The organism is Aliiroseovarius salicola, assembly GCF_027891095.1.
GTDB lineage: Bacteria > Pseudomonadota > Alphaproteobacteria > Rhodobacterales > Rhodobacteraceae > Aliiroseovarius > Aliiroseovarius salicola.
In genome coordinates this window covers 205,375-228,908 of sequence record NZ_JAQIIO010000005.1, presented here as the reverse complement: position 1 = coordinate 228,908, position 23,534 = coordinate 205,375, and the positions used below count along the sequence as shown (strand labels likewise).

The following is a 23,534-nucleotide window of genomic DNA, read 5'->3' as shown; positions in this document are numbered from 1 at the left end:
ATGAGCAACTATAAAAATCTACCCGCACCAACGCCCGAAGGGGGGTTGAACCGCTATCTTCAGGAAATCCGGAAATTCCCGATGTTGGAACCGGAAACCGAATATATGCTGGCCAAACGCTGGGTGGATCATCAGGACCGGGATGCCGCCCACCAGATGGTGAATTCGCACCTGCGTCTCGCCGCCAAGATTGCCATGGGCTATCGCGGCTATGGCCTGCCACAGGCCGAGGTGATTTCCGAGGCGAATGTGGGTCTGATGCAGGCGGTGAAACGGTTTGACCCGGAAAAGGGTTTCCGTCTGGCCACCTATGCCATGTGGTGGATCCGTGCGAGCATTCAGGAATATATCCTGCGCTCGTGGTCGCTTGTGAAACTGGGTACGACCTCGGCACAGAAGAAACTGTTTTTCAACCTGCGCAAGGCCAAGGCACGTATTGGTGCGCTGGAAGATGGCGACCTTCGCCCGGAGAATGTAGCCCGGATTGCCAACGATCTGAATGTGACGGAAGAAGAAGTCATCTCGATGAACCGTCGCATGTCCGGCGGCGATGCTTCGCTGAATGCGCAGGTTTCTGCCGACGGCGAAGGGGCGATGGAATGGCAGGAATGGCTTGAGGATGAAGACGCCGATCAGGCGGGCGACTATGCGGAAGCCAACGAGCTGGAAGTGCGTCGTGACATGATGACTGAGGCGATGGAGGTTCTGAATGATCGGGAGAAGGATATCCTGACACAGCGCCGCCTGAAGGATCGCCCGGTGACGCTGGAGGACCTGTCCGGCGTCTATAACGTGAGCCGCGAACGGATCCGCCAGATCGAAGTGCGCGCGTTTGAAAAACTGCAGAAACGGATGCAGGAACTGGCTCTGGAAAAGGGTTTGATTAAAGGATAAACCTGTCCCTCATTGATGGCCCGTAAGTGATGCGGGCCACAAAGCTGTCATGAGGGAAGACCTTGATCCGTTTTGCAGGATATACCGGCGTAGTCTTCACCCTTCTCGTTGGAATTGTTGCCACGGTTCTGGCGGATCTGGTGGAGCCGCAACACCTGATGATTGCAGGGGGCGTGCTGCCGGTAATTTACGGCAGCGCATTGCTGGCGCTTCATCCCACCCATCAACGGATTGGCCGCTGGCCCGTGATCTTTTACGGCGTGGGGGCGTTGTTCTTGTTCCCATGGCTGGTGCTGCGTCAGTATTTCGGTGGGTTTTCTCTTTCAGCGCTGCTTTACCACATGCAGGAAGGTGTGCAGGAAGGGATGCCCGCAGGCACCATTCTTCCGGTTCTGGCAGGCGGGGTGGTGGTGGCGTGTCTTTTACATTCGGTCTGGTTTCTATTTCGCAGATTGCCCAAAGCTGGTGCCTGGCTGTCCTTCGCAGCAACGGGGCTGGTGGCCGTAAACCCCTTTGTTCAATCTGCTGGGATGTATGCTTATTTTGTTGTGTCCGGGCAAGAACCCCGCGTGCTGTCTGATCTTGCACCGGTGAGGGTGTCGCAGCCGTCGGCTGGCAAGAACCTTGTGCTGATTTATCTCGAGGGGATCGAAGCAACATATGACAAGCCTGACCTATTTGAGAATGCCTATCAAAAGATCGCGCAGCTTGCCCCTGAAGCCCTGAATTTCACTGGTGTGGCGCAGATGCCGCTGACCGCCTGGACAAGCGCCGGTCTGGTGGCGTCGCAATGCGGTGTGCCGCTAGTCCCGCGCGGATTTGCCAGTCGCAACCGGATTGATAATGCGCAATCTTACATGCCCGGCGTGACCTGTCTTGGTGATGTTCTGACGGAACGGGGATATGTGACCGAAATGTTTCTGGGGTCCGACGCCAGCTTTGCTGGCAAGCGGTCTTTTCTCGAAACACATGGGATTGGGCATATTCATGACATCGACGAGCTTATTGCGGGTGGCGCAGATGATCTGGGCAACTGGGGGGTCCTTGATGGTCAATTGCTGGACGCCACACTGGACCGGTTGTCAGAGCTTGAACAAACCGACACCCCTTATTTTCTGTCACTGCTGACGGTTGGCACCCATGGTCCTGCTGCGGAACTGGCATCAGAATGCCGCGGGGAGCACACGGCGATCGAGCAGGATGATATTCTGGAGGGTGTGCGCTGCACCGCCGAGCTGGTGTCTCAATTCGTAAAGGCCGCTCAGGACGTTGTTTCCGCCGAGGACACGCTGATTGTTCTGCTGTCGGATCATCTGGCGCATCCAAAGGTCAGTGCCTATTGGGATCTGAGCAAGTTTGACCGCACAAATACATTCATGGTTCTGGGCGGAGGTATCGCGCCCGGCGAGGTGAGCAAACAAGGCGCCATGATCGATGCATTTCCTACCTTGCTGGAAATGATGGATTTGCCATCTGATGCCCACCGGGCTGGGCTTGGGGTGTCACTTTTGTCTGAAAACCCTAGTTGGGTAGAGGGCCAGAGCGACTGGCTCATGCGCCAGCGCCTGCGCATGGATGCCGATCTGGTCAGCCATTTGTGGGGGGGTGATCAGGTTGCGAATGACTGACACCAAAGCCAGGCATTGAAATCGCACCGAACCTTCGTCAACATTAGCTCAGGCCGCAGGAATTTGATGTGTCAGGATTTGACGTATCAGGAATGGAGAGTGTTATGGCTGGCGGATGGGCGCGCGATGGCGCGGTAAGCGAACAGATCGAAGCGTCGGTGTCGGATGAACTGGCCCGGATGAAAACACGCGCGCAGCCGGTGGGTGAAAGCTTTACCCATTGCGCCGAATGCGAAGAAGAAATCCCCCAAGCGCGGCGTGAAGCGATTCCCGGTGTGAAACTTTGCATCGACTGCGTGCGCGAACGCGACGCGGCCTTCAATGCGCGTCCGGGATTCAATCGTCGCGGGTCGAAGGACAGCCAATTGAAGTGATGCCCGGCGTTTTAGTGAAAATTTTCTGAGAAATTTTACCCCATGACCAATAGTATTTCCGACATCGTTTTAGAGATGAAATCCAAAATTCGTGGTAAACTTGACCCATTGGGGCATGTCGAAGGAGCGAATGGGGCGATTAAAACCGGTCATGTTCCCCATGTTGCGCCCTTTGCCTATCTCGCCACGTTTTATGCAGGCTTGGATGACAAAGGGATTGAATTGGCAGAAGCTGAGAGTGATCGGTTTATCCCCGAAGCCTACCGAGCATTCTTGCTGCAAACAAATGGCATGAGGCTGGGAGAACTGAGTTTGCATGGGACGACTTACAGCTCGGCGTGCACGTCAGGTCCAGGGATTGGTCAACCTATTAGCCTTGTGTATCAGAACGTATATGAGCGTCCTGAATATGTCCCCGCTGGGCATTTAGGAATAGGAGCGGTGAGCGGTCAACGGTCGTCGCAAGGACTGCTTTATCTGTCATCAACCGGTGAAGTGGAAATGTATCATGGAGATGCCGACCTTATCGGTGCTCGATGGGTGTCGTTTGAGGACTTCCTGCAAAGCGAAGTTTTACGCCAATTGTCACTTTATGACGCGCAAGGGAAGCTGCTTACTGGTGTAAAACACCTTCCCGGAAAGACGGATGGCTGGGAAGCTTTGGCTGAAGAAGCTGACAAGGAACGCGCATATTCTGATGGCATATAGAGAAAGTTGAAGGGATTATTTCAGGTAAAATATTGCGCGCCTGTGGCTCCCCTGCGAATGGCAAAGCAACTGTTGCCACGAACTGAGTATCTAGCAAAGCAAAAGTCAGATGTCGTTATTAATCGGATAGAAGCGACATGTGATTTTTAAGGTGGCGTGAGCACGGAATACACCACCAGATGATCCTGCGCCTTCTTTCTGCACGTGAGGAATGATTGCATTTTGCAAAGGGATCGCAGCCCATTTTGGTGAATCTGCCCCGTCATGCGATACTCGTCGAAGTCATCAGATGGAGGGGCGGATGATTGACCTAATGGCGGTAAGCAAAATAGCGGCTGATTATACGGCGGCCTGGAACTCCAAATCTGCCGAGGCCGTGGCGTCTTTTTTTGCCGAAGACGGTGAGATCATAATCAACAGAGGTGAACCCTGGAGGGGGCGCGCGCGCGTTCAGGAAATGGCTGAGGGTTTTTATGCCGATGTGCCTGATCTGATACTCAGCTGTGATGATATCCGGCTTTCCGGCTCACACGCTGTTTTCGTGTGGACCTTTGCGGGCCATGACGCAACAACAGGCCATCATTTGACCATTCGGGGCTGGGAGGAATGGGAGTTGGATGACGCGCTGAAGGTCAAATCTTCTCGGGGGTGGTTCAATGCCGAGGATTATGCGCGACAGGTTGAGGGGCTCTGAGCCCCGGTAGGGCGACAGGTGATGGCAGGCGAAACGCCCCACAGTCAAAGCCGCGGGGCGTTTGCGGGGTGTGAGCTTACTCCATCGCTTCCAATTCATCGATGAAGCCTTCGATCATGGAAAGGCCCTTGTCCCAGAATTTCGGGTCGGAGGCGTCGAGCCCGAACGGAGCGAGCAGGTCTTTGTGGTGTTTCGCGCCACCCGCCTTGAGCATGTCGAAATACTTGTCCTGGAAGTCTGCGTCGCCTTCTTCGTAAACCGCATAAAGCGCGTTCACGAGGCCGTCGCCAAAGGCATAGGCATAGACGTAGAACGGTGAGTGGACGAAATGCGGGATGTAGGACCAGAAGGTCTCATAACCGTCCATGAAGTCAAACGCACCACCGAGGCTTTCGGCCTGCACTGACATCCACAGGGCGTTGATGTCATCTGGGGTGAGTTCTCCCCCGGCGCGGGCTTCGTGCAATTTGCATTCGAAATCGTAAAACGCGATCTGGCGAACCACGGTGTTGATCATGTCTTCAACTTTGCCTGCCAGAAGCACTTTCTTCTCTTCCTTGGATTTCGCCTCGGACAAGAGTTTGCGGAAGGTCAGCATCTCGCCAAACACGGATGCGGTCTCGGCCAGTGTCAGCGGGGTTGAGGACAGGAGTTCGCCCTGACCTGCGGCCAGAACCTGATGCACACCATGGCCAAGTTCATGGGCCAAGGTCATGACATCTCGGGGTTTTCCGAGATAGTTCAACATCACATAGGGGTGTGCGTCAGTGACGGTGGGATGGGCAAAGGCGCCGGGGGCCTTGCCGGGTTTCACACCTGCATCAATCCATCCATCAGTAAAAAACGGCTTTGCGATCTCAGCCATGCGCGGATCAAAATCGGCATAGGCGCCCATCACGATCTTCTCGGCCTCGGGCCATGTCACCAGCTTGTCGTCTTCCAGCGGCAGGGGCGCGTTGCGGTCCCAGACTTCCATCACGTCGAGGCCCAGCCATTTGCGCTTCAGCTCGTAATAGCGGTGTGAGAGGCGCGGGTAGGCAGCAACCACGGCATTGCGCAGCGCCTCAACCACCTCCGGTTCCACATGGTTTGACAGGTGGCGGCCGGTTTGTGGGCTGGGCATCTTGCGCCAGCGATCTTCGATCTCTTTTTCCTTGGCGAGCGTGTTGTGCACGCGGGCGAAGAGCTTGATGCTCTCACCGAGCACACGCGCAATTTCGCGGGCCGCCGCCTCGCGGGTGGGGCGGTCATGTTCGGTCAGCAGGTTGGCGGTGGCTTCAAGATTGCGCTCTTCGCCATTCACGGTGAACATCAGCCCGGCGACGGTTTCGTCAAAGAGCGTGTTCCACGCCGACGATCCCACCGAAGACTTGTCGTGCAGGAACTGTTCCAGCTCATCGGACAGTTGGTGCGGGCGCAGGGCACGCATCCGGTCGAAGATCGGTTTGTAACGGGCGAGCCCATCATTTTCATTGAACCAACCAGCCAGAAGGTCGTCGTCCAGCCGATTAACTTCCAAGGTGAAAAACACCAGCGGGGCGGTGCCCACAGTGATCCGCTCCTGGCAGTTCTGGAAGAACTGCGCCCGATCCGCATCGGTGGTTTCCTGATAATAGCGCAGGCCAGCAAAGGACATGATGCGCCCGGCGATCATGGTGATTTTTTCATCTTCCAGAACGCAGTCCAACATCCCGGCGGCATCCAGATCGGCAAGCTTGCCCTGATATTTCTCGGCAAAAGTCGCGCAGGTCGTGTCAATCCAGTCAAGGTCGCGGGCAAGTTCGGGGGCATCTGGGTCAGTGTAAAGGTCGGTCAAATCCCAGTCGGGCAGGTCGCCAAATGCATTGTCGCCAGAGCCAGCGTTTGCATCGAGAACGGGGAAGGGAAGGGGATGGAACATGAAACCTCCGGAAAATCTGTTGATCAAGACATAGGCGTGGGGGCTGGGGGATGCAATTGCCCCTTTTTCGGGAAGGGGATCGCGGAGGAATTGAAAGTTGCAAGTTAACCTAAGGGCAAGCGCTTGCTTCGGTGGCAGAAATCCGATCAAAGGGGCGTAAATTGGCCGATTTTTCCCCCCTCGGGGGTTTTGACCCCCGCGCAGCCGCCCTTTATAGGAAGATGTGCACAACCCCGGAGGCGCGCGTGATCCGATTCATTCTTGGCATTTTTGGCTCAATTTTCACATTCATCACCCTTGGTGTTTTTGTGGGAGCCTTGGTGATTGGCGGCATCTTCTGGATGTATTCTCAGGATCTGCCCAGCCATGAGCAGCTGTCGAACTACACGCCGGCGACGATCAGCCGGGTCTATTCCGGTGAAGGCAACCTGATGGATGAGTTTGCCAAGGAGCGCCGTCTGTTTACAGCCGCCGACGAGATCCCGGATCTGGTGAAGCACGCGTTCATCTCGGCTGAAGACAAGAATTTCTACAATCACAAGGGCTTTGACATGCGCGGCATCGTGGCCGCGGCGATCGAAGCGGCGCGGGGCGGGCGTTTGCGCGGGGCGTCAACCATTTCGCAGCAGGTGGTGAAGAACTTCCTTCTGTCTTCGGAACGGTCTGCCGAGCGCAAGATCAAAGAGTTGATCCTGTCGGTGCGGCTGGAAAACTCGCTGGATAAAGATCAGATCCTTGCGCTTTACCTCAACGAGATCTTTCTGGGGCAGAATTCCTATGGCGTGACCGCCGCCGCCCAGACCTATTTCAACAAGACGCTGGATGAGTTGACCCCGCATGAAGCAGCAACGCTGGCGGCGATGCCGCAGGCGCCGGGCAAATACCATCCGGTCCGGGCCAAGGATCGTGTGACCAAGCGGCGCAACTATGTGCTGCGTGAGATGAATCAGAACGGTTACCTCGAACAGGCGTCCTATGAGGCCGAGATCGAAAAGCCGCTTCGAACCGTGCAAAATGGCGATTTCCCGTCCTTCCGTCAGGCGCTGCCCGCGCGCGACTATTTCAGTGATGAAATCCGCCGTCAGTTGTCGCGCGATTTCGGGGAAGAGGAATTCTTTACCGGCGGCATGACGGTGCGTGCGACCGTGGACCCGGATTTACAGAAAAATGCCGCGAAATCGCTGCGTGAAGGACTTGAAAAATACGACCGCAATCAAGGCGTATGGCGCCCGACAGGCGTGACCATCCCTCTTGATCAGCTTGAGGATGGGTCTGCTTGGCGTGCGGCTCTTGCCGATACCAAATTCCCACGCGACATTGAGGGCTGGTATCCCGCCGTTGTGCTCCGGCTGGGCGACAAGGACGCGCGCATCGGGATTGAGGGCGTTGAAGATGATGAAGATGGCCACTGGATCTCTGCCAAGGATGTGACTTGGGCGCGGCGTCGCGATCCTGAAAGCGGCAAACTTGGGCGCAAGGCGCGTGTGGCGAGAGACCTTCTGCAAGCGGGCGATGTTGTACATGTGCGGCGGATGCTCGACAAAGAGGGTAAATTCCTGCGCTGGACCCTGCGCCAGGTGCCCGAAGTACAGGGCGGGTTCATGGCGATGGATGTGAACACCGGCCGGGTGATTGCGATGCAGGGCGGTTTTTCCTATCAGGACAGTGTTTTCAATCGCGCCACGCAGGCCACGCGCCAGCCGGGTTCAAGCTTCAAACCATTTGTCTATGCGACGGCGCTGGACAGCGGGTTTTCTCCAGCAACGATTGTGATTGACGCGCCGATTGAAGTGGAAGTGGGCGGTGGCAGGGTGTGGCGCCCTAAAAACGCGTCAAACAAGTTTTACGGACCGACCCCGCTGCGCACCGGTATTGAGAAATCGAGAAACCTGATGACCGTGCGACTGGCGCAGGAAATCGGCATGGATACGGTGGCCGCCTATGCTGAGCGGTTTGGTGTCTATGATGATATGAACCCGTTCCTTGCCAACTCGCTTGGTTCTGAAGAGACTACCCTGTTCAAGATGGTCGCGGCTTACGCGATGTTTGCCAATGGCGGCGAGCGGGTAGAGCCGACACTGGTTGACCGGGTGCAGGATCGCTGGGGCAAGACGATCTATCGCCATGACCAGCGCGATTGTGTGGATTGCGCCAATCCAAGCCTTGCTGATGGATCGGCCCCGCGCATCCAGTCCAATCGCGAACGGGTGATGAATGCGATCACCGCCTATCAGCTGACCTCGATGATGACCGGGGTGGTCAGCAGGGGCACCGCGTCGCGGACTGTCAATCTGGGTGTGCCAACCGCCGGCAAAACCGGCACCACCAATGATGCGCGTGATGTCTGGTTCATTGGCTTCACCTCGAACATCGTGGCAGGTTGCTACATTGGCTATGATCGTCCGCGCACCATGCCCGGGGCATCTGGCGGCGGCATGTGCGGCCCGGTCTTCAACAGCTTCATGAAAGAAGCGATCAAGGAATATGGCGGCGGTGCCTTCAAAGTGCCCGAAGGGGGGCACTTCATCAAGATTGACCGTTTGACCGGCGCGCGTTTGCCTCAGGATGCATCGGGTGAACACGTGGTGGCAGAATATTTCCGCGACGGAGAAGAGCCGCTCTTTGGGGTTATGTTTGATGGTGGCTTCGCGATGGGATCGAACCTGCCGCTCTTTGCGCCGACCGAAAACAATCAAGGGTCCGTGGTGACCACTTCCACCGGAACAAAGGTGGTGGTGCCGGACAAGGCCGATTTCGGCTCGCTGTCTTCCGGTGGGCAATACTGATCACGCAATTCTGATCCCTCGGCGAAGGTTTCAGGTGAATTTGACGTGTAACGGGGCGCATCGCGTGCCCCGTGTTCACGTAAATGGTGAAATGCACCCATTCGCTGCATTTTGCCCATTGTCATTCCCCCCCCATGCCCCATATGTTCAATCTGCGGAGGGCCGCTGTTTTGCGCCCCCCCACATGACAGTTTCGCTGTTCCTCCAAAGGTCAGGCCAATCGGGCAAGAACATGCCTCGGGTCGGGAAACCGGAAGGAACGGACCGAGAGCGCCACGTCTGGGTAGGTTTGCTGAAAAAAGCTGAATACCCCCCGTTCGTGGTAGGAATTGAAGATCGGGAACGCGCACGGCAAATGGAACGTGCTCCGGTCGGATACATCGCCACATCCGCAGAAACGGGTGCGGCTTGAAATTGGGGCCGGGCGGGCCACCGGGCGGCAAGACCGCAACCGGGCAGGCCGTCGGCGCCGGAGAAGAAACGCGATGATGCGTGTGAGGACAGAGCAAAAATCGGATCAGGGGCAGATGCCCCTGTTGTCGTTGCCATTTCCCCTGCATCAATTCGCCCTTACAAGTCACCCCTCCCGAAACGCGCGCCCCCCCGGTAACAGGTTGGGACGTGCGCCAGATGACGGGTGCAGAAAGACATTATGGCTAAAAAGATGCTCATCGACGCCACCCACGCGGAAGAAACCCGCGTTGTTGTGGTCGACGGCAACAAGGTCGAGGAATTCGACTTTGAATCGGAAAATAAACGTCAACTAGCAGGCAATATCTACCTGGCAAAGGTCACGCGGGTTGAACCCAGCTTGCAGGCGGCCTTTGTGGACTACGGCGGAAACCGCCATGGTTTCCTGGCGTTTTCAGAAATTCACCCGGATTATTACCAGATCCCGGTCGCGGATCGTGAGGCGCTTTTAGAAGAAGAACGCGCCTATGCCGAAGCGCAGGCCGCTGAAGACGAAAAACCCAAACCCCGCCGCCGCCGCCGTTCGCGGTCCAAGTCGAAGGCGGAGGAGACCAAGTCGAAAGATGCTGTGGCCACCAAAGAGGTGGAAACCCCGGCAGATGAGGCTGTTTCCGGCATGGATGTGATCGACCTGGATGCAGGTGGCGCCGACACGCTTGAGGGCCATTCGCCAATGGATCTGGTCGAAGATACCCCGGTAGCGGAACCCAAGGACGACGTCTCAGAAGAGGCTAAGACTGAAGAGGCGCCCGCGGAAGCAACGTCAGACCCTGCTGCAGAAGACGAGAATGCATCTTCGGAAGAGCCTGCGGATGATCAGGCTGACGCTCCCAAAGCTGACGACGCGAAAGAAGAAGCTCCTGAAGCTGATGGCAAAGACGCCGGCGACACCGACGCTGCTTCGGATTCCGATGACAGCGACGATGATGACGAGGACGAAGACGAGGACAGCCCGCTGGACGCCTCCGAAAAGGATGACCAGATCGAGCGTGTTGCCGACGATGACAGCTCGGAAGAGATCCGTCCGCGCCGCAAGCCGCGCCCGAAACGCTACAAGATCCAGGAAGTGATCAAAGTGCGCCAGATCATGCTGGTGCAGGTTGTGAAAGAAGAGCGTGGCAACAAGGGTGCCGCCCTGACCACCTATCTGTCGCTTGCTGGTCGTTACTGTGTGCTGATGCCCAACACCGCGCGCGGTGGCGGGATTTCCCGCAAGATCACCAACGCAACTGACCGCAAGAAACTCAAGGACATTGCCGCCGAGATCGACGTGCCGCAAGGTGCGGGTCTGATCATTCGGACTGCCGGTGCCAAACGCACCAAGACTGAGATCAAACGCGACTATGAGTATCTGCAACGCCTGTGGGAACAAATCCGTTCGTTCACGCTGGAGAGCATTGCGCCTGCGAAGATCTATGAAGAAGGCAACCTGATCAAACGCACGATCCGCGACCTCTATTCGCGTGAGATCGACGAAGTGTTTGTCGAAGGCGCTGCGGGCTATCGCACCGCCAAGGACTTCATGAAAATGATCATGCCGTCCCACGCGAAGAACGTGAAACATTACACCGACGCGATGCCGCTTTTCGCCCGCTATCAGGTGGAAAGCTATCTGTCGGGCATGTTCAACCCGACGGTACAGCTGAAATCAGGCGGTTACATCGTGATCGGTGTAACCGAAGCGCTGGTGGCGATTGATGTGAACTCGGGTCGGGCCACCAAAGAAGGTTCGATCGAGGAAACCGCGCTTAAGACCAACCTTGAAGCAGCGGAAGAGGTTGCACGTCAACTGCGTCTGCGCGACCTTGCGGGTCTGATTGTGATCGATTTCATCGACATGGATGAACGCCGCAACAACACCGCCGTTGAAAAGCGGATGAAGGACAAGCTGAAGACAGACCGCGCCCGTATTCAGGTTGGCCGTATCTCGGGTTTCGGCCTGATGGAGATGTCGCGTCAGCGTCTGCGCCCCGGCATGATCGAGGCAACGACACAGCCTTGTAATCACTGTCACGGCACGGGTCTCATTCGTTCGGATGATAACCTTGCGCTCAACATCCTGCGTCAGCTGGAAGAAGAAGGGGTGCGTCGTCGCTCACGTGAAGCCTTGGTCAAGGCGCCCGTCGGTATCGTCAACTTCCTGATGAACAATAAGCGCGAGCATATTGCCCAGATCGAAGCACGCTATGGCATGTCGGTGCGGATCGAGGCCGATCCATTCCTGATTTCACCTGATTTCGCCATCGAGAAGTTCAAAACGGCAACCCGTGTGGTGCCCGAGGCTGCGGCCCCGGTGGTGTCCGCCGATGCTGCCTTGATGAGCGAGATCGACGAGGTGGAAGACGCGGAAGTGGTTGCAGAAGAAACCCCAGCCGCTGCAAGTGAAGAGGAACAAAAGCCCAAGAAGCGTCGTCGTCGTCGCCGTCGTCGCCGTGGTTCAGGCAATGGTGAAGAGGCTGAGGTCAATGCAGAGGCTTCTGATGCCGCTGACGCCGCCGAGGATGGGGCGTCTGAGGACAAGCCTGCTGAGGCCGCGGATGCTCCGGCAGAGGTGAAAGATAGCGAAGAGGTTGCACCCGAGGCGGAGGCCGAGGAGAAACCCGCGAAGAAGCCTGCGCGCAAGCGTGCGCCTCGCAAGAAAAAGTCCGAAGAGGCAAAGGAAGAGGCAAAACCTGAAGAGGCCAAGCCGGAAGGTGAAGCTGCTGCAGAAGAGGCCAAACCTGTTGACGCTGACGCAGAGGCATCTGCTGAGGAAGAAAAGCCGAAGAAGACCCGCAAGCGCGCTCCGCGCAAGAAAAAGGTCGAGGAACCGGTTAGCGAAGATCTCGCGGCGGCAGAGGCCAAGACCGACGGCGATGCCACGTCAGACGCCCCTGCGGAAGAAGAAAAGCCGAAGAAGACCACGCGCAAGCGTGCGCCTCGCAAGAAAAAGGTCGAAGAGGTCGCTGCGTCTGAACCTGTGGCGGACAAGGCCGCTGAGGCGCCAGCCGAGCCAGCCCCTGTTGCGGAACCTGTTGCCGAGGCTGTCGCTGAAACTCCGGTGGAAGAGGCTAAACCTGAGCCGGTTCTGGAAACTGCGGATGCCGCGCCTGCCGAGGCCGCCCCTGTCGAGCCTGCACCGGTGGAAGAGGCAAAATCGGATGAGCCGCCCAAGCCGAAGCGCAAAGGGTGGTGGTCGCTGAACCGCTGACCTGACGAAGGCGTTAACTGAAAATCAGAAAAGCCGGGCGATCTGCCCGGCTTTTTTCGTTTGCACGCCCCACAATCGAGACGATTTGTCAGCCTTTGCGGATGAAATAATGTGTGACGTCGTTCTGGCTCTCGTCCCCCAGAAAATCATGTCCCTGCTCTGCACAGAAATGCGGCACGTCGATCACCGCTGCGGGGTCTGTTGCCTCAAGCCGCAACACTTGACCCTTGTCCATGGATTTCAAACGCTTGCGCGCCTTCAGGACGGGCAGGGGGCAGAGCAGCCCAATGGCATCAAGAGTGTCGTCATAAGTCATGTCTTTCACATAAGTCGCACGCGTCCCGCTGTCCATAAGGCACACACATCACGTTCGCGCTTATGTGACCATCTGGCAGGTGACACTCTTCACACATTGCCCTATGTGAAGACTATGTTCGGAATTGATCTTATAGACGCATCGCTCGTACCCGCAATGATCGTCGCCCTCGTGGCCGGTGTCCTGTCTTTTCTCAGCCCCTGCGTGCTGCCGATTGTGCCGCCCTATCTGGCTTATATGTCGGGCGTATCGATGAGCGAGATGAACGATGGGCGCAAGGGACATGGCAAGGTGATCCTGACAGCAGGATTTTTTGTGCTCGGCTTGTCGACAGTGTTTCTGTTTTTGGGTTTCACGACATCTGTCTTTGGTTCTTTCTTTCTGCAAAATCAGAGCTATTTCAACACTTTCGCAGGAGTTCTTGTGATGGTGTTCGGAGCGCATTTCTTGGGTGTGATCAATATCCCTTTCCTGAATCGCGAAGCTCGGATTGAAGCAGGCGATCAGGGCGGAAGCGCTTTTGGTGCCTATCTTCTGGGGCTGGCATTTGCCTTTGGCTGGACGCCCTGCATCGGGCCACAGCTGGGTATGATCCTGTCACTGGCTGCGACCGAAGGATCCGTATCGCATGGCACATTCCTGCTTGCGGTCTATGCTGCGGGCCTTGGTATTCCCTTCCTGCTGGTGGCTGCCTTCTTCCCGCGTATGGGGCCGCTGATGGCGTTCATGAAACGCAATATGGAACGGATCGAGCGGATCATGGGGCTCTTGCTCTGGACCATCGGGCTGCTGATTCTCACCGGTGGTTTCTCGTCCTTCTCCTACTGGCTGCTCGAGACCTTCCCCGCATTGGCCATTTTGGGCTGACCCAAATTCAATCGGGGCTTACCTCCACGGTGTTCCATCGCTATCCTCTGCCTGAAGAAGAAGCCGGTAGATGGTGACAAATGTGTTGAACGGGCAGGACATCCACAGACGGAGAGTGTTTTACATTCCCGGCTATGACCCAATTCATCCCCGCCGCTATCGCGAACTCTATCGCACGGAAAGCGCCCGGCAGGGTAAGATTTCTGGTTATAAGGTTGACCTGATTGGACGTCAGGGCACCAGCACCTATGGGTGGCAGGTCACGGGCCGGATGGATGGCTTTGAAACCGAAGCTGAATTTGACGTGCTCGTCTGGTCCGATATCGTTCGTGACAGCATGAACACCAACATTGTGCAAACCTATCTGATGATGCTGCGCACCGCCTGGACATATACCGCGTCCGGCGCGCTTTGGCGCTTGATGCGTCTGCGCAAAGGGCCTGTGATTGCCGCACTCTACCCGGTTGGGATGTTGCTTTTGCAACTGATGCTGGCCTTGCTTGCGGGGTGGATTCTTGGTGGGGTGACGGCTTTGGGTCTGAGGCCGTGGATCGGGGCCACAAGCGGGCTTGTGGGGCTTGCACTCGGGCTCGCCATCGTGATTGTGACCCTGCGCTGGTTTCGCGGGATCGATAACAGGCTTTACGTCTACTACCTGATGCATGACTACAGCTATTCGGCCGCGACCAAGGGGGCTAACCCACCCGAGTTGGAGGCACGGATGGCGGAGTTTGCCGATCAGATCGCAACCGCCCTGCAAAGTGACGTGGATGAAGTTCTGGTTGTCGGTCACAGTTCTGGCGCGCATCTGGGCGTGTCCATTCTGGCGGATCTGTTACGAGATGGCCGATTGCCGGTAAACGGACCGAAGCTGGGATTTCTCACGCTTGGTCAAGTGGTGCCGATGGTCAGCTTCCTGCCGGACGCCTGGCGATTGCGCCGAGACCTGCATGATCTGAGCCAGTCGGACCAGATCACCTGGATTGACGTGACCGCTCCGGGGGATGGCTGCGCCTTCGCGCTTTGCGATCCGGTTTCGGTGTCGGGGGTTGCGCCAGAGGGGAAACGATGGCCCATCGTGTTCTCGGCAGCCTTCTCTCAGACCCTCAGCCCGGCGCGCTGGAAAACCCTCAGATGGCGGTTCTTCCGTCTGCATTTCCAGTATCTCTGTGCGTTCGACAAGCCCGGTGACTATGATTATTTCCGAATCACTGCGGGTCCCAAAAGCCTGTCAGAACGGTATAAAAACCGAAAACCCTCAAAAAGCCGCATTGACCATTCCGTATCGAAATACACGAGTATGGCCCCATGAGCGATTGCCCGCATCTGCCCCCCAAACCCCCATCACGGGCAGGGCGAGTGTCTCTGCGCCAGTATACAAAGCTGTTTCGCAAGGATATTTTGTCAGCCCAGCCTGCACGGCTCTATCGCGCTTGGATGGCGGAATTTCGCACACCGTTTTTCCGTAGCTACCTGTGCAATGATCCCGAGCTGATTGATCTGGTGCTGAAAGGGCGGCCTGATGATTTCCCCAAGTCTGATCGGATTCGTGAAGGTCTTGCACTACTTTTGGGGAATTCGGTATTCATCACCAACGGCGAGACATGGAAGCGGCAGCGCCGCATTATCGATCCCGCTTTCGAAGGGGGGCGGCTCCGTGAGATCTATCCCGCCATGTGGCAGGCAGGCATGGCCGCGGTCAAACGACTGGCGCCGCTTGCGGATGGGAAACCTGTCGAAATTGAAATACAAACCAGCCACGCTGCGGCGGATGTGATCTTTCGCACTCTGTTCTCAATCCCCATCGAACACAAGGTTGCCGGGGCGGTGTTCGAGCGGTTCAGGGATCATCAGCGCGCACAGCCGGTGGTCAATTTGGGGGCGCTTCTGCCCCTGCCAAAGTGGTTTCCTCGATTCCATTCCCGCCAGACCCGGGAAACCGCCCGGGACATCCGCGCCTTGATCACACAGCTCACCACTGAGCGGATGGAGCAGATCAAAGCGGGCAGCGCACCGGATGACCTCGCCACCAAGATTATGACCACGGAAGATCCGGAAACCGGTAAGCGGTTTGATACGCAGGAAATGGTTGATCAGGTGGCAATCTTCTTCCTTGCAGGGCATGAGACCAGCGCATCGGCACTGGCTTGGGCGCTTTATCTTTTGGCGCTTAATCCCGAGTGGCAGGACCGCGTGGCGCAAGAGGCAGAGGCGGCAATTGATCCAGAGAAGATCTATTTTTCGACCATGTCGAAGCTGAACCTGTCCCGCGATGTGTTTCGCGAAGCTCTGCGGCTTTATCCACCCGTTCCGATGATGGTACGCGAGGCGGCCTGCCCAGAGGAATTTCGGGCACGCAAGGTGAAGAAGGGCAGCCAGATTGTGCTCAGTCCCTGGCACGCGCATCGCCATGAGCGGTTGTGGGACCGGCCGGATGAGTTCGATCCGGAACGGTTTTCGACCCCTGAAGGCAAAGAAAGCATGCGCGTGGCCTACTATCCGTTTTCCTCCGGCCAGCGGGTTTGCCCGGGGTCCGCATTTGCAATGATTGAGGGGCCGTTGATCTTGTCACTAATGGTGCGGGCCTATCGGTTTGAGCTGGTGAAAGATCGCCCTGCCATGCCGGTTGCCCATTTGACGGTGCGGGGCAAAGACGGCATCTGGCTCAGGCTGACCCCGCGATCAGCGCATTGACGAAGTAGCGCTTGAACTCCTCCCCTCCCTCTGGGAGAGGGGGGGGAGAACTTAACAACTATTCCCCAAGATCTATATGACCACGTGGTCCATTTTTGTACGCAGAAGGGGGCGGCATGTTGAATTCGTGAAAACGGATTGACGTGACCAAATGGTGCCGAAATGGGAGCATTAAAGTGCTATGAAAAAGCCATCACAAAAAGCATCATCCATAGGAGGAAATATGTCTGATCCAATGGTAACACGTGACGAGATGGAAAAGATGTTTGGCGACGTTCTAAAACCCGGGAAGGCGGGTAAGCCGATGAGCGAAGAAGAGCGAATTCAACGGGTTCGGGCGGAAAGGCTACGTGTGGCTCTGTATCCCAAAGAAGATTGATCCAAGGGCGATTGCCCATCAGGGAAGGGTTCAGGACGCCGCCTTTTCCCTTATGTGATTTAATATATAAACGCGAATGGCGGAGGCCAGACCGCGGTCCATTCCACGCCCCTCATCCACTTCTGCGGCCAGGGCATTGAGTGCAATCCCACGCTCTTGCGCTATCTCCTGAAACGCTTTCCAAAACTCCGGTTCCAGCGATACCGAAGTGCGATGTCCATGCAGGGTGAGCGAGTGTTTTTGCGGCCGCGTACTCACCTGTCATCTTCTCGCTTATGTGCATTGAGGTCGCGTTCCGATTTCTCATTCTGCGCTGCGTCCAACATTTTCTCTGCCTTGCTCCGCCCAAATTTGACCGCGTTCTCATCCGCTTGCCGCGCCTTGTCGCGCCGCTGTGCCTGTTTGCGGCGCTGGCGCAGATTGATCACCTTATCGTCCATTTGACGTTCTTCGGCTCCCTGATGACCCCGCGGTGTTTGTGTACGTTTCGAAAGCGGGTTAGACTGGGGGTGGTTGGTTTTACATTCTGCACGCACCCTATCGAGCGTTCTTGAGATAAGCAAATGGGGGTGAAGTGATGTTTGTTGCTAGATGGCAAGTTAAAAGCAAGTTTGGCCACCAGTCTGATGTTCTGGACCTGATGAAACAGTGGGATGAGGAAGTCGCCGAGCAATCCGGTTTTGTTATGAAACACGCGCGCTATTTGACCGGTCATATCGGAATGGAGGAGGCTGTGCTCCAGACCGAGATGGAGATTGAAAACCTCGCAGAACTTGATGAATTCTTTGAACTGATCAGCAAGGTCGAAATTCACGCAGAGTGGGGCAAGAAGATGTCCGACTATGTCGTGTCCGGCAGTTCGAAATGGGAAGTGCTTCGGGTGCGTGACTAAAAGATAAGACGCGGCTGATCACAGCCGCGTCTTTGTCTTTTTCAGAGATCTGTTCAGGCCTTTGGGCCGATCATCTGTTCCGGGCGCACCACGTCGTCGAAGGTTTCTTCGTCCACAAATCCAAGCGCAATGGCTTCTTCCTTGAGGGTGGTACCATTCTTGTGTGCAGTCTTGGCAACCTTGGTGGCGTTGTCGTAACCGATGGTCGGGGCCAGAGCAGTCACCAGCATCAGGCTTTCCTTCATCAGCTTGTCGATGCGCGGCTCGTTGGCTTTGATGCCGTTGAGCATCCGCTCGGTGAAGCTGTCGGCCGCGTCACCCAGCAGCTGGATCGACTGCAGCAGGTTGTAGCTCATCATCGGGTTGTAGACGTTCAGCTCAAAGTGACCCTGCGATCCGGCAAAGGTCATGGCGGCATTGTTGCCCATCACATGAGCGGCCACCTGGGTCAGTGCCTCGGCCTGGGTCGGGTTCACCTTGCCCGGCATGATCGAGCTGCCCGGCTCGTTTTCCGGCAGGATCAACTCGCCCAAACCCGAACGCGGGCCGGAGCCGAGGAAACGGATGTCATTGGCGATCTTGTAGCAGGAGCCAGCAACCGTCGCGAGGGCACCCGACATGAAGACCATCGCGTCATGGGCCGAGAGCGCTTCGAACTTGTTCGGTGCGGTTACGAAGGGCAGGTCGGTGATGCGGGCCATATTGGCGGCCACTTCTTCGCCCCAGCCAACTTTGGTGTTGAGGCCGGTGCCAACGGCGGTGCCGCCTTGCGCCAGTTCATAGATGCCGGGCAGGGCAGTCTTCACACGGGCAATGCCCTGACGGATCATGTGGGCGTAGCCCGAGAATTCCTGACCAAGGGTGAGCGGGGTTGCATCCTGAGTATGGGTGCGGCCGATCTTGATGATGTCCTTGAACTCTTCTTCCTTGGCTTCAAGACCCGCGAGCAGTTTCTCGAGACCCGGCAGCAGTACGTCACGCACCGACATGGCGGTGGCGATATGCATCGCGGTCGGGAAGGTGTCGTTCGAGGACTGACCCATGTTGCAGTGATCGTTCGGGTGTACCGGATCTTTCGACCCGATCACGCCGCCCATGATCTCGATCGCGCGGTTGGCGATCACTTCGTTGGCGTTCATGTTCGACTGGGTGCCGGAGCCGGTCTGCCAGACGACCAGCGGGAAGTTGTCATCGAACTTACCGACAACCACTTCGCCTGCGGCCTGAATGACGGCATCTGCGATCTCTGCATCCATGTCGCCCGAGGCCTTGTTGGCTTCGGCGCAGGCCTGTTTGATCACACCAAGGGCGCGCACGATGGCGACCGGTTGTTTTTCCCAGCCGATCGGGAAGTTCATCAGCGAGCGTTGGGTCTGTGCGCCCCAATACTTGTCTGTGGGAACTTCGAGCGGGCCAAAGCTGTCGGATTCGGTGCGGGTCTCGGTCATGTCATGCGCCTTCGTGTTAAGGAAACCGACGCTTTTCTACCCGAATGCGCACCAAATTCAATGGGCATAAGAGGTGAAATGCGCAGGGTAGCGCCAACATTGCATGCAATTGTGCACAATTGACCGGTTTGGGCGGGAAAAGGCACCGTGCGCCCTGCTATCCACGACTATTTGCGGAAACTGTCCAGGCTGACAACATCCGCGTCATGGGGTTCTTCGACCTTTTCCTCTGTTTCTTCTTCGACGGATGCGGGCTCTGCCTTGGCCACCTCTTCTTCGCTCACATCATCCGGTTCATCCTCACTGGCAAGGTGCAGGTTGGCATGATGCTCTTCACTCTCCTGAGTTTCGAAGCGAAGGCCAAATTCGACGGAGGGATCCACAAATGTGTTGATCGCGTCAAAGGGCACATAGAGAGGTTCGGGGCTGTCCCCGAAATTCAGAGTGACCGCAAACCCATCGTCATCCACTTCGAGATCGGCAAACCAATGTTGCAGCACAATGGTCATATCTTCCGGAAACCGATCATACATCCACTCTGCCAGTTCGGCATCCGGATGGCGTGTGTTGAAGTTGATGAAAAAGTGGTGCTGTCCGGGCAACCCTTCGGCAGCCACATCGTCCAGCACTGTCTTGATCAGCCCGCGCATGGCATCATGCATGAGGTTTCCATAATCGATTGAGCCGGTCATGATTTACCCTAGTTGTTCTTTGGTTTGAGCATAAGGGAAATTCATTTGAAATAAAGCGGAGAGTGAAAAATCTGAACGCTTTTCGCCGAAAGGTTTCGTGTAGGAAAGTGTCGCCTGTCCATGACCAAATGCTCTGGACAGGCTTTGCGGCTCGGAAAGGGGCAGGCAGTTGTGTTCAACCAAGGGTTTCGCCAGCGAGGCACAACGCCAATGTATGTTCAGGAAGCAATCCGAGTTGCTCAAAGAAAGATAGGAAATCAAACTGATTGTAGGCTTCGACAATTTTTCCGTTGTCAAAACGACACATGACCTGACCAGCAACAACGACATCCTTATCCACCAGTCTGGCTTGGGCATGGGCAGACATTTGAGCCCAGACCCAATTGTCTGCCTCCACCACGCGATCAAAGCTGATTTTCACAACTTCGATGGTTTCGTGCACGGCGGCGGCCACGGCCTTAAAGTCATCAGGGCCCATGGCAAATTCCATCATTCCCTGTGCTTCGGTGTCAGGGGTGAAAAACGTATCAACACTCTCCAGATCTCCATCGACCCAGACGCGATCATACCAATTTCTCAGGATGTCCAGATTTGACAATTTGCTCTCCATTTCTCAGCGTTTCTCAGGTGTCTGTGAGAACTCTGAAGGAAAATGATGAACAAAGTTTTGCCGCGGGCCCTGTCTTTTAAGACAGGTTTTGCAGGGGCACCCTTGCGCCAAAGGGCTCATACTGTCGGAGGAGTGGAAGTGCAGGCTTCTGTTGCCAGGTGCCTGCGAACCCCGCCCAAGGCGGCTAGGCCAAGGGACTTAGTTTCGGCAACCCGAACTGCTTACGCAGCCAGAGCCATAGCCGGAGCTTTGTTGTCATTTGCAACTAGCTTAAGTGAACCGATAACGGTGGTATCTCACCGAAACAAAGCTAACCCCTTTAGACGTCCGTCGATCCTATTTCGTCCCCATGATCCCCAAATGAAGGATGATTGGTGGAGACGCCGGGTACCGCCCCCGGGTCCGATCCGCTTATTACGAGCGCGTTTATGTCCATAGTCCCCGAAGGGACAGGTTAGAGATAAGTGGTGCCGAGGCGATGTGCAAGCCGGATCTGATGAATTGTATCAGCGGTGATTCAGATGGCTTCCGTAGTGAAACGTCCGCTTTTCGGTGGCTTTGGCCAAGGCCCGTCACGGCCCCAACATGGAAAATAAAGCGGTTTTGGTGTATATACGCTTCTTATGGCGGTACGCGAACACCCGCCAAATCTCAAAACATTGAATGGGGGAGTGAATAAATGATTACTGGTTCCCTGAAGTATTGCAGTGTCGTGGCTATTGCCTGTTTGACCGCAAATATCGGATTTGCAGAAGATGTCGATCTGGATGCGATGCGCGCAGCCACTGAAAAATACACGGATGTCAACGTCGCACTCGCGGATGGCTATATCCGGGACCCCGCAGGTCAATGCGTCTCTGCAGCGGCTGAGGGATTGCCCGCTGAATGGGGTGCAATGGGCATCCATTACATCAGTCCGGCCATGCTTGGCATAACCGGTGCTGAGCCACGGGTGAATGGAAATGGAACCCATACGGATTGGATGAAGCCCGCAATTCTGCTCTATGAACCGCAGGCGGATGGTTCTCTCGAACTTGTGGGAGTTGAAAATCTGGTCTGGCAGGCCGCCTGGGCGGAAACCGGAAAGCCTCATCCGGAAATCAACGGACGGCTCTGGGATGCAATGGCTGATGACCCTGCGACCGAGGCGGACGAAGCCCATCACTTTGAACCGCATTTCGACCAGCATGTCTGGCTCTTCCGCGACAATCCAGCGGGAACTCTTATGCCGTTCAACCCCGCAGTGACATGTGAACATCACAGCAGCTGAGCGATCTCAGCGCATGGCCCGTGGAGGCCGGGTTCGGGAAGGATCTGCGATCACGTTGACTTGCGGCGGCGGTCCAATGCTTCGCGGGCCAGTGTTCTGGTGTAGCAAGAGAGCTGGTCCAGCACTTCGTCGGCGCGCTGGCCATCCCGCTGTTCCAGTGCATCGGCAATCTCGGTATGCAATCCCACGATGCGATTGCGGTCGCGTGTGGTGAAGGTGATCATGTTCATTAGCGGCTGCATCGCCTCGACGGCTCCGGCAAGTTGATAGGACAGCACGGGATTTCCCGCGCCATCCACCAAGGCACGGTGAAACGCCACGTCTGATGCGCAGAAGGATTCGTCGGTCAGGCCGGGCTGCGATTGACGAACGATCTCGGCGCGCATGGTGGCGAGGTGATCGGCGCTGCGCCGTTCGGCAGACAGGGGCGCACAGGCTCGTTCAAGGGCATATCGGGCTTCGCAGGCGGTCTCAAAGCTGACAGAGTTCATCGACAGCAAAAGCGTCGAGGTGGTGATCTGTTGACCGTAGGCGTCCTCAAACGACATCCGGTTTACAAACGCCCCGCCGGTGGCGCCGCGTTGGGTTCGGATGAGGTTCTGGGCCGCCAGCCGTTTCAAGGCCTCGCGTACGGTGGGGCGGGAGACCGAGAACTGGTCCGCCATTTCGGATTCTGATGGCAGGCGTTGGTCCACAATCAGATCTCCGGCGATAATTGCATCGCGGATGTCATTGGCAATCTGCGCCGAAAGGTCTTGGGTCTCTGGTTTCCTGTCACTCATGCCATCTGTGTAGGGGGCAAACTGTGGTTTGGTCAACAGGACGCCGCGTCACTTTTTTCCGGGATGAAATTTCATTTGTCAGACAATTGATCCTCGGAGTAGATTTAATTGTAAGACAATTGCGACTCAGGTTGGAACAGAAATGCAGATCGTTGCCCGGATCAGACAGATGGCTGCGCCCCATTGGTTGGCGCTGTTCAGCCTCGTGGCGGCGGGCTGGGTGTTGCTTTATGCGATGGCTGTGCCCGCAGACCAACTGGAGCTGGCGCAGATCTATGGAGCCGAGTTCTGGCGATCTCTCTGTGTCGTTTCCCCGGACAATGCCGGGTTCTGGGGGCTGACGGCGATGTGGGCGATCATGTCGGCGGCGATGATGGCCCCGACGGCGCTGCCTGCTTTGACCACCTATGATGACATGATTGCTTCGGGTGCGGCGAGCAAACAGGGGTTTGCCGAGCTGATTGGTGGCTATCTTGCCATCTGGCTTGGCTTTTCGTTTCTGGCGGCGGGCGCTCAGATTGGCCTTTATAAGCTGGGCCTGTTGTCACCTATGGGGCAGAGCGTGTCGGTCTGGCTGTCAGGTGCCCTTTTGATCGGGGCAGGGCTGTACCAGTTCTCGGCCCTGAAAGACGCCTGCCTGTCTAAATGCCGCCAGCCAATTGGATTCTTCATGCAATATTGGCGTGATACCCGCTGGAACGCGGTTGCACTCGGCCTGCGCCTTGGGGCGGTCTGCCTCGGCTGCTGCTGGGCCCTGATGCTTTTGGGCTTTGTGGGCGGTGTGATGAACATTGCTTTCATGGGGCTCGCTACTCTTGTGATGATTTTCGAAAAGCTGCCTGAATTGGGGCGGCATATCACCAAACCGCTGGGCTGGGGACTGATGATCCTCGGGCTGGCGATTATGACCAATGGCGTGTTGACGCTGATCTAGGGAGA

The 23,534-nt window shown here is 56.5% G+C and carries 22 protein-coding genes and 1 other RNA gene; 14 read left to right on the top strand and 9 right to left on the bottom strand.

What is annotated here, in order from left to right:
* The 5 genes from rpoH (at position 1) to O2N63_RS11485 (ending at position 4,298) form a co-directional block, all read left to right on the top strand.
* Entirely contained in the window at positions 1-894 is an 894-nt protein-coding gene (gene rpoH, locus O2N63_RS11505; protein ID WP_271054414.1) for an RNA polymerase sigma factor RpoH, read from the top strand.
* A gap of 62 nt (positions 895-956) precedes the next feature.
* On the top strand, positions 957-2,522 hold the full coding sequence (locus O2N63_RS11500; RefSeq protein WP_271054413.1) for a sulfatase-like hydrolase/transferase: 1,566 nt from the start codon (positions 957-959) through the stop codon (positions 2,520-2,522).
* Positions 2,523-2,626: 104 nt separating this feature from the next.
* Positions 2,627-2,896 (top strand): DksA/TraR family C4-type zinc finger protein, encoded by a 270-nt coding sequence (locus O2N63_RS11495; RefSeq protein ID WP_271054412.1) that lies wholly within the window; start codon positions 2,627-2,629, stop codon positions 2,894-2,896.
* A 42-nt stretch (positions 2,897-2,938) separates the two neighbouring features.
* Positions 2,939-3,604 carry an SMI1/KNR4 family protein gene (locus O2N63_RS11490; RefSeq protein ID WP_271054411.1) on the top strand — a complete coding sequence of 222 codons (666 nt, stop codon included), beginning with the start codon at positions 2,939-2,941 and terminating at the stop codon, positions 3,602-3,604.
* A 301-nt stretch (positions 3,605-3,905) separates the two neighbouring features.
* Positions 3,906-4,298 (top strand): nuclear transport factor 2 family protein, encoded by a 393-nt coding sequence (locus tag O2N63_RS11485; RefSeq protein WP_271054410.1) that lies wholly within the window; start codon positions 3,906-3,908, stop codon positions 4,296-4,298.
* A 76-nt stretch (positions 4,299-4,374) separates the two neighbouring features.
* Here the strand turns inward: O2N63_RS11485 and O2N63_RS11480 are convergent, their stop codons facing one another.
* Entirely contained in the window at positions 4,375-6,198 is a 1,824-nt protein-coding gene (locus tag O2N63_RS11480; protein ID WP_271054409.1) for a M3 family oligoendopeptidase, read from the bottom strand.
* 245 nt (positions 6,199-6,443) lie between these two features.
* Between O2N63_RS11480 and O2N63_RS11475 the strand changes: the two genes are divergently transcribed.
* Positions 6,444-8,984 carry a penicillin-binding protein 1A gene (locus O2N63_RS11475; protein WP_271054408.1) on the top strand — a complete coding sequence of 847 codons (2,541 nt, stop codon included), beginning with the start codon at positions 6,444-6,446 and terminating at the stop codon, positions 8,982-8,984.
* A gap of 652 nt (positions 8,985-9,636) precedes the next feature.
* Positions 9,637-12,645: a ribonuclease E/G gene (locus O2N63_RS11470; protein WP_271054407.1), complete on the top strand. Its 3,009-nt coding sequence runs from the start codon at positions 9,637-9,639 to the stop codon at positions 12,643-12,645.
* An 88-nt stretch (positions 12,646-12,733) separates the two neighbouring features.
* On the opposite strand, the gene O2N63_RS11465 is transcribed toward O2N63_RS11470, so the two are convergent.
* Positions 12,734-12,997, bottom strand: coding sequence for a sulfurtransferase TusA family protein (locus O2N63_RS11465; protein WP_408629813.1), 264 nt, complete (start codon positions 12,995-12,997; stop codon positions 12,734-12,736).
* Positions 12,998-13,075: 78 nt separating this feature from the next.
* On the opposite strand from O2N63_RS11465, the gene O2N63_RS11460 reads away from it, so the two are divergent.
* From O2N63_RS11460 to O2N63_RS11445, 4 genes are all read left to right on the top strand, one after another.
* Positions 13,076-13,828, top strand: a complete 753-nt coding sequence (locus tag O2N63_RS11460) for a cytochrome c biogenesis CcdA family protein (RefSeq protein ID WP_271054406.1) — start codon at positions 13,076-13,078, stop codon at positions 13,826-13,828.
* A 70-nt stretch (positions 13,829-13,898) separates the two neighbouring features.
* Positions 13,899-15,140, top strand: a complete 1,242-nt coding sequence (locus tag O2N63_RS11455; RefSeq protein ID WP_271054405.1) for a hypothetical protein — start codon at positions 13,899-13,901, stop codon at positions 15,138-15,140.
* Positions 15,137-16,522 carry a cytochrome P450 gene (locus tag O2N63_RS11450; RefSeq protein WP_271054404.1) on the top strand — a complete coding sequence of 462 codons (1,386 nt, stop codon included), beginning with the start codon at positions 15,137-15,139 and terminating at the stop codon, positions 16,520-16,522. The genes O2N63_RS11455 and O2N63_RS11450 overlap by 4 nt, the downstream gene beginning before the upstream one ends.
* Before the next feature lie 223 nt (positions 16,523-16,745).
* Complete coding sequence (locus O2N63_RS11445; RefSeq protein ID WP_271054403.1) at positions 16,746-16,901, top strand: hypothetical protein; 156 nt, start codon at positions 16,746-16,748, stop codon at positions 16,899-16,901.
* 30 nt (positions 16,902-16,931) lie between these two features.
* Here O2N63_RS11445 and O2N63_RS11440 read toward each other — a convergent pair whose 3' ends face one another.
* Together O2N63_RS11440 and O2N63_RS11435 are read right to left on the bottom strand one after the other, a co-directional pair.
* A complete protein-coding gene (locus tag O2N63_RS11440) occupies positions 16,932-17,159 on the bottom strand; it encodes a ribbon-helix-helix domain-containing protein (RefSeq protein WP_271054402.1) in 228 nt (75 codons plus the stop codon).
* The gene (locus tag O2N63_RS11435; RefSeq protein WP_271054401.1) at positions 17,156-17,341 is read right to left on the bottom strand and encodes a DUF4169 family protein; all 186 of its coding nucleotides are present in this window, start codon (positions 17,339-17,341) and stop codon (positions 17,156-17,158) included. The genes O2N63_RS11440 and O2N63_RS11435 overlap by 4 nt, the downstream gene beginning before the upstream one ends.
* A 137-nt stretch (positions 17,342-17,478) precedes the next feature.
* On the opposite strand from O2N63_RS11435, the gene O2N63_RS11430 reads away from it, so the two are divergent.
* Complete coding sequence (locus O2N63_RS11430) at positions 17,479-17,793, top strand: hypothetical protein (protein ID WP_271054400.1); 315 nt, start codon at positions 17,479-17,481, stop codon at positions 17,791-17,793.
* 53 nt (positions 17,794-17,846) lie between these two features.
* On the opposite strand, the gene fumC is transcribed toward O2N63_RS11430, so the two are convergent.
* From fumC to ssrA, 4 genes are all read right to left on the bottom strand, one after another.
* A complete protein-coding gene (fumC, locus tag O2N63_RS11425; protein ID WP_271054399.1) occupies positions 17,847-19,241 on the bottom strand; it encodes a class II fumarate hydratase in 1,395 nt (464 codons plus the stop codon).
* A gap of 167 nt (positions 19,242-19,408) precedes the next feature.
* Positions 19,409-19,933, bottom strand: a complete 525-nt coding sequence (locus O2N63_RS11420) for an SspB family protein (RefSeq protein WP_271054398.1) — start codon at positions 19,931-19,933, stop codon at positions 19,409-19,411.
* Between the two features lie 175 nt (positions 19,934-20,108).
* On the bottom strand, positions 20,109-20,531 hold the full coding sequence (locus tag O2N63_RS11415) for an ester cyclase (protein WP_271054397.1): 423 nt from the start codon (positions 20,529-20,531) through the stop codon (positions 20,109-20,111).
* Between the two features lie 149 nt (positions 20,532-20,680).
* Positions 20,681-21,033: a transfer-messenger RNA gene (ssrA, locus tag O2N63_RS11410) on the bottom strand.
* A 189-nt stretch (positions 21,034-21,222) separates the two neighbouring features.
* Here ssrA and O2N63_RS11405 point away from each other — a divergent pair.
* The gene (locus tag O2N63_RS11405) at positions 21,223-21,813 is read left to right on the top strand and encodes a hypothetical protein (protein ID WP_271054396.1); all 591 of its coding nucleotides are present in this window, start codon (positions 21,223-21,225) and stop codon (positions 21,811-21,813) included.
* Positions 21,814-21,863: 50 nt separating this feature from the next.
* Here the strand turns inward: O2N63_RS11405 and O2N63_RS11400 are convergent, their stop codons facing one another.
* Positions 21,864-22,595: a FadR/GntR family transcriptional regulator gene (locus O2N63_RS11400; protein WP_271054395.1), complete on the bottom strand. Its 732-nt coding sequence runs from the start codon at positions 22,593-22,595 to the stop codon at positions 21,864-21,866.
* A 142-nt stretch (positions 22,596-22,737) separates the two neighbouring features.
* Between O2N63_RS11400 and O2N63_RS11395 the strand changes: the two genes are divergently transcribed.
* Positions 22,738-23,529: a DUF2182 domain-containing protein gene (locus O2N63_RS11395; protein ID WP_271054394.1), complete on the top strand. Its 792-nt coding sequence runs from the start codon at positions 22,738-22,740 to the stop codon at positions 23,527-23,529.
* The last annotated feature ends 5 nt before the right edge of the window (positions 23,530-23,534 follow it).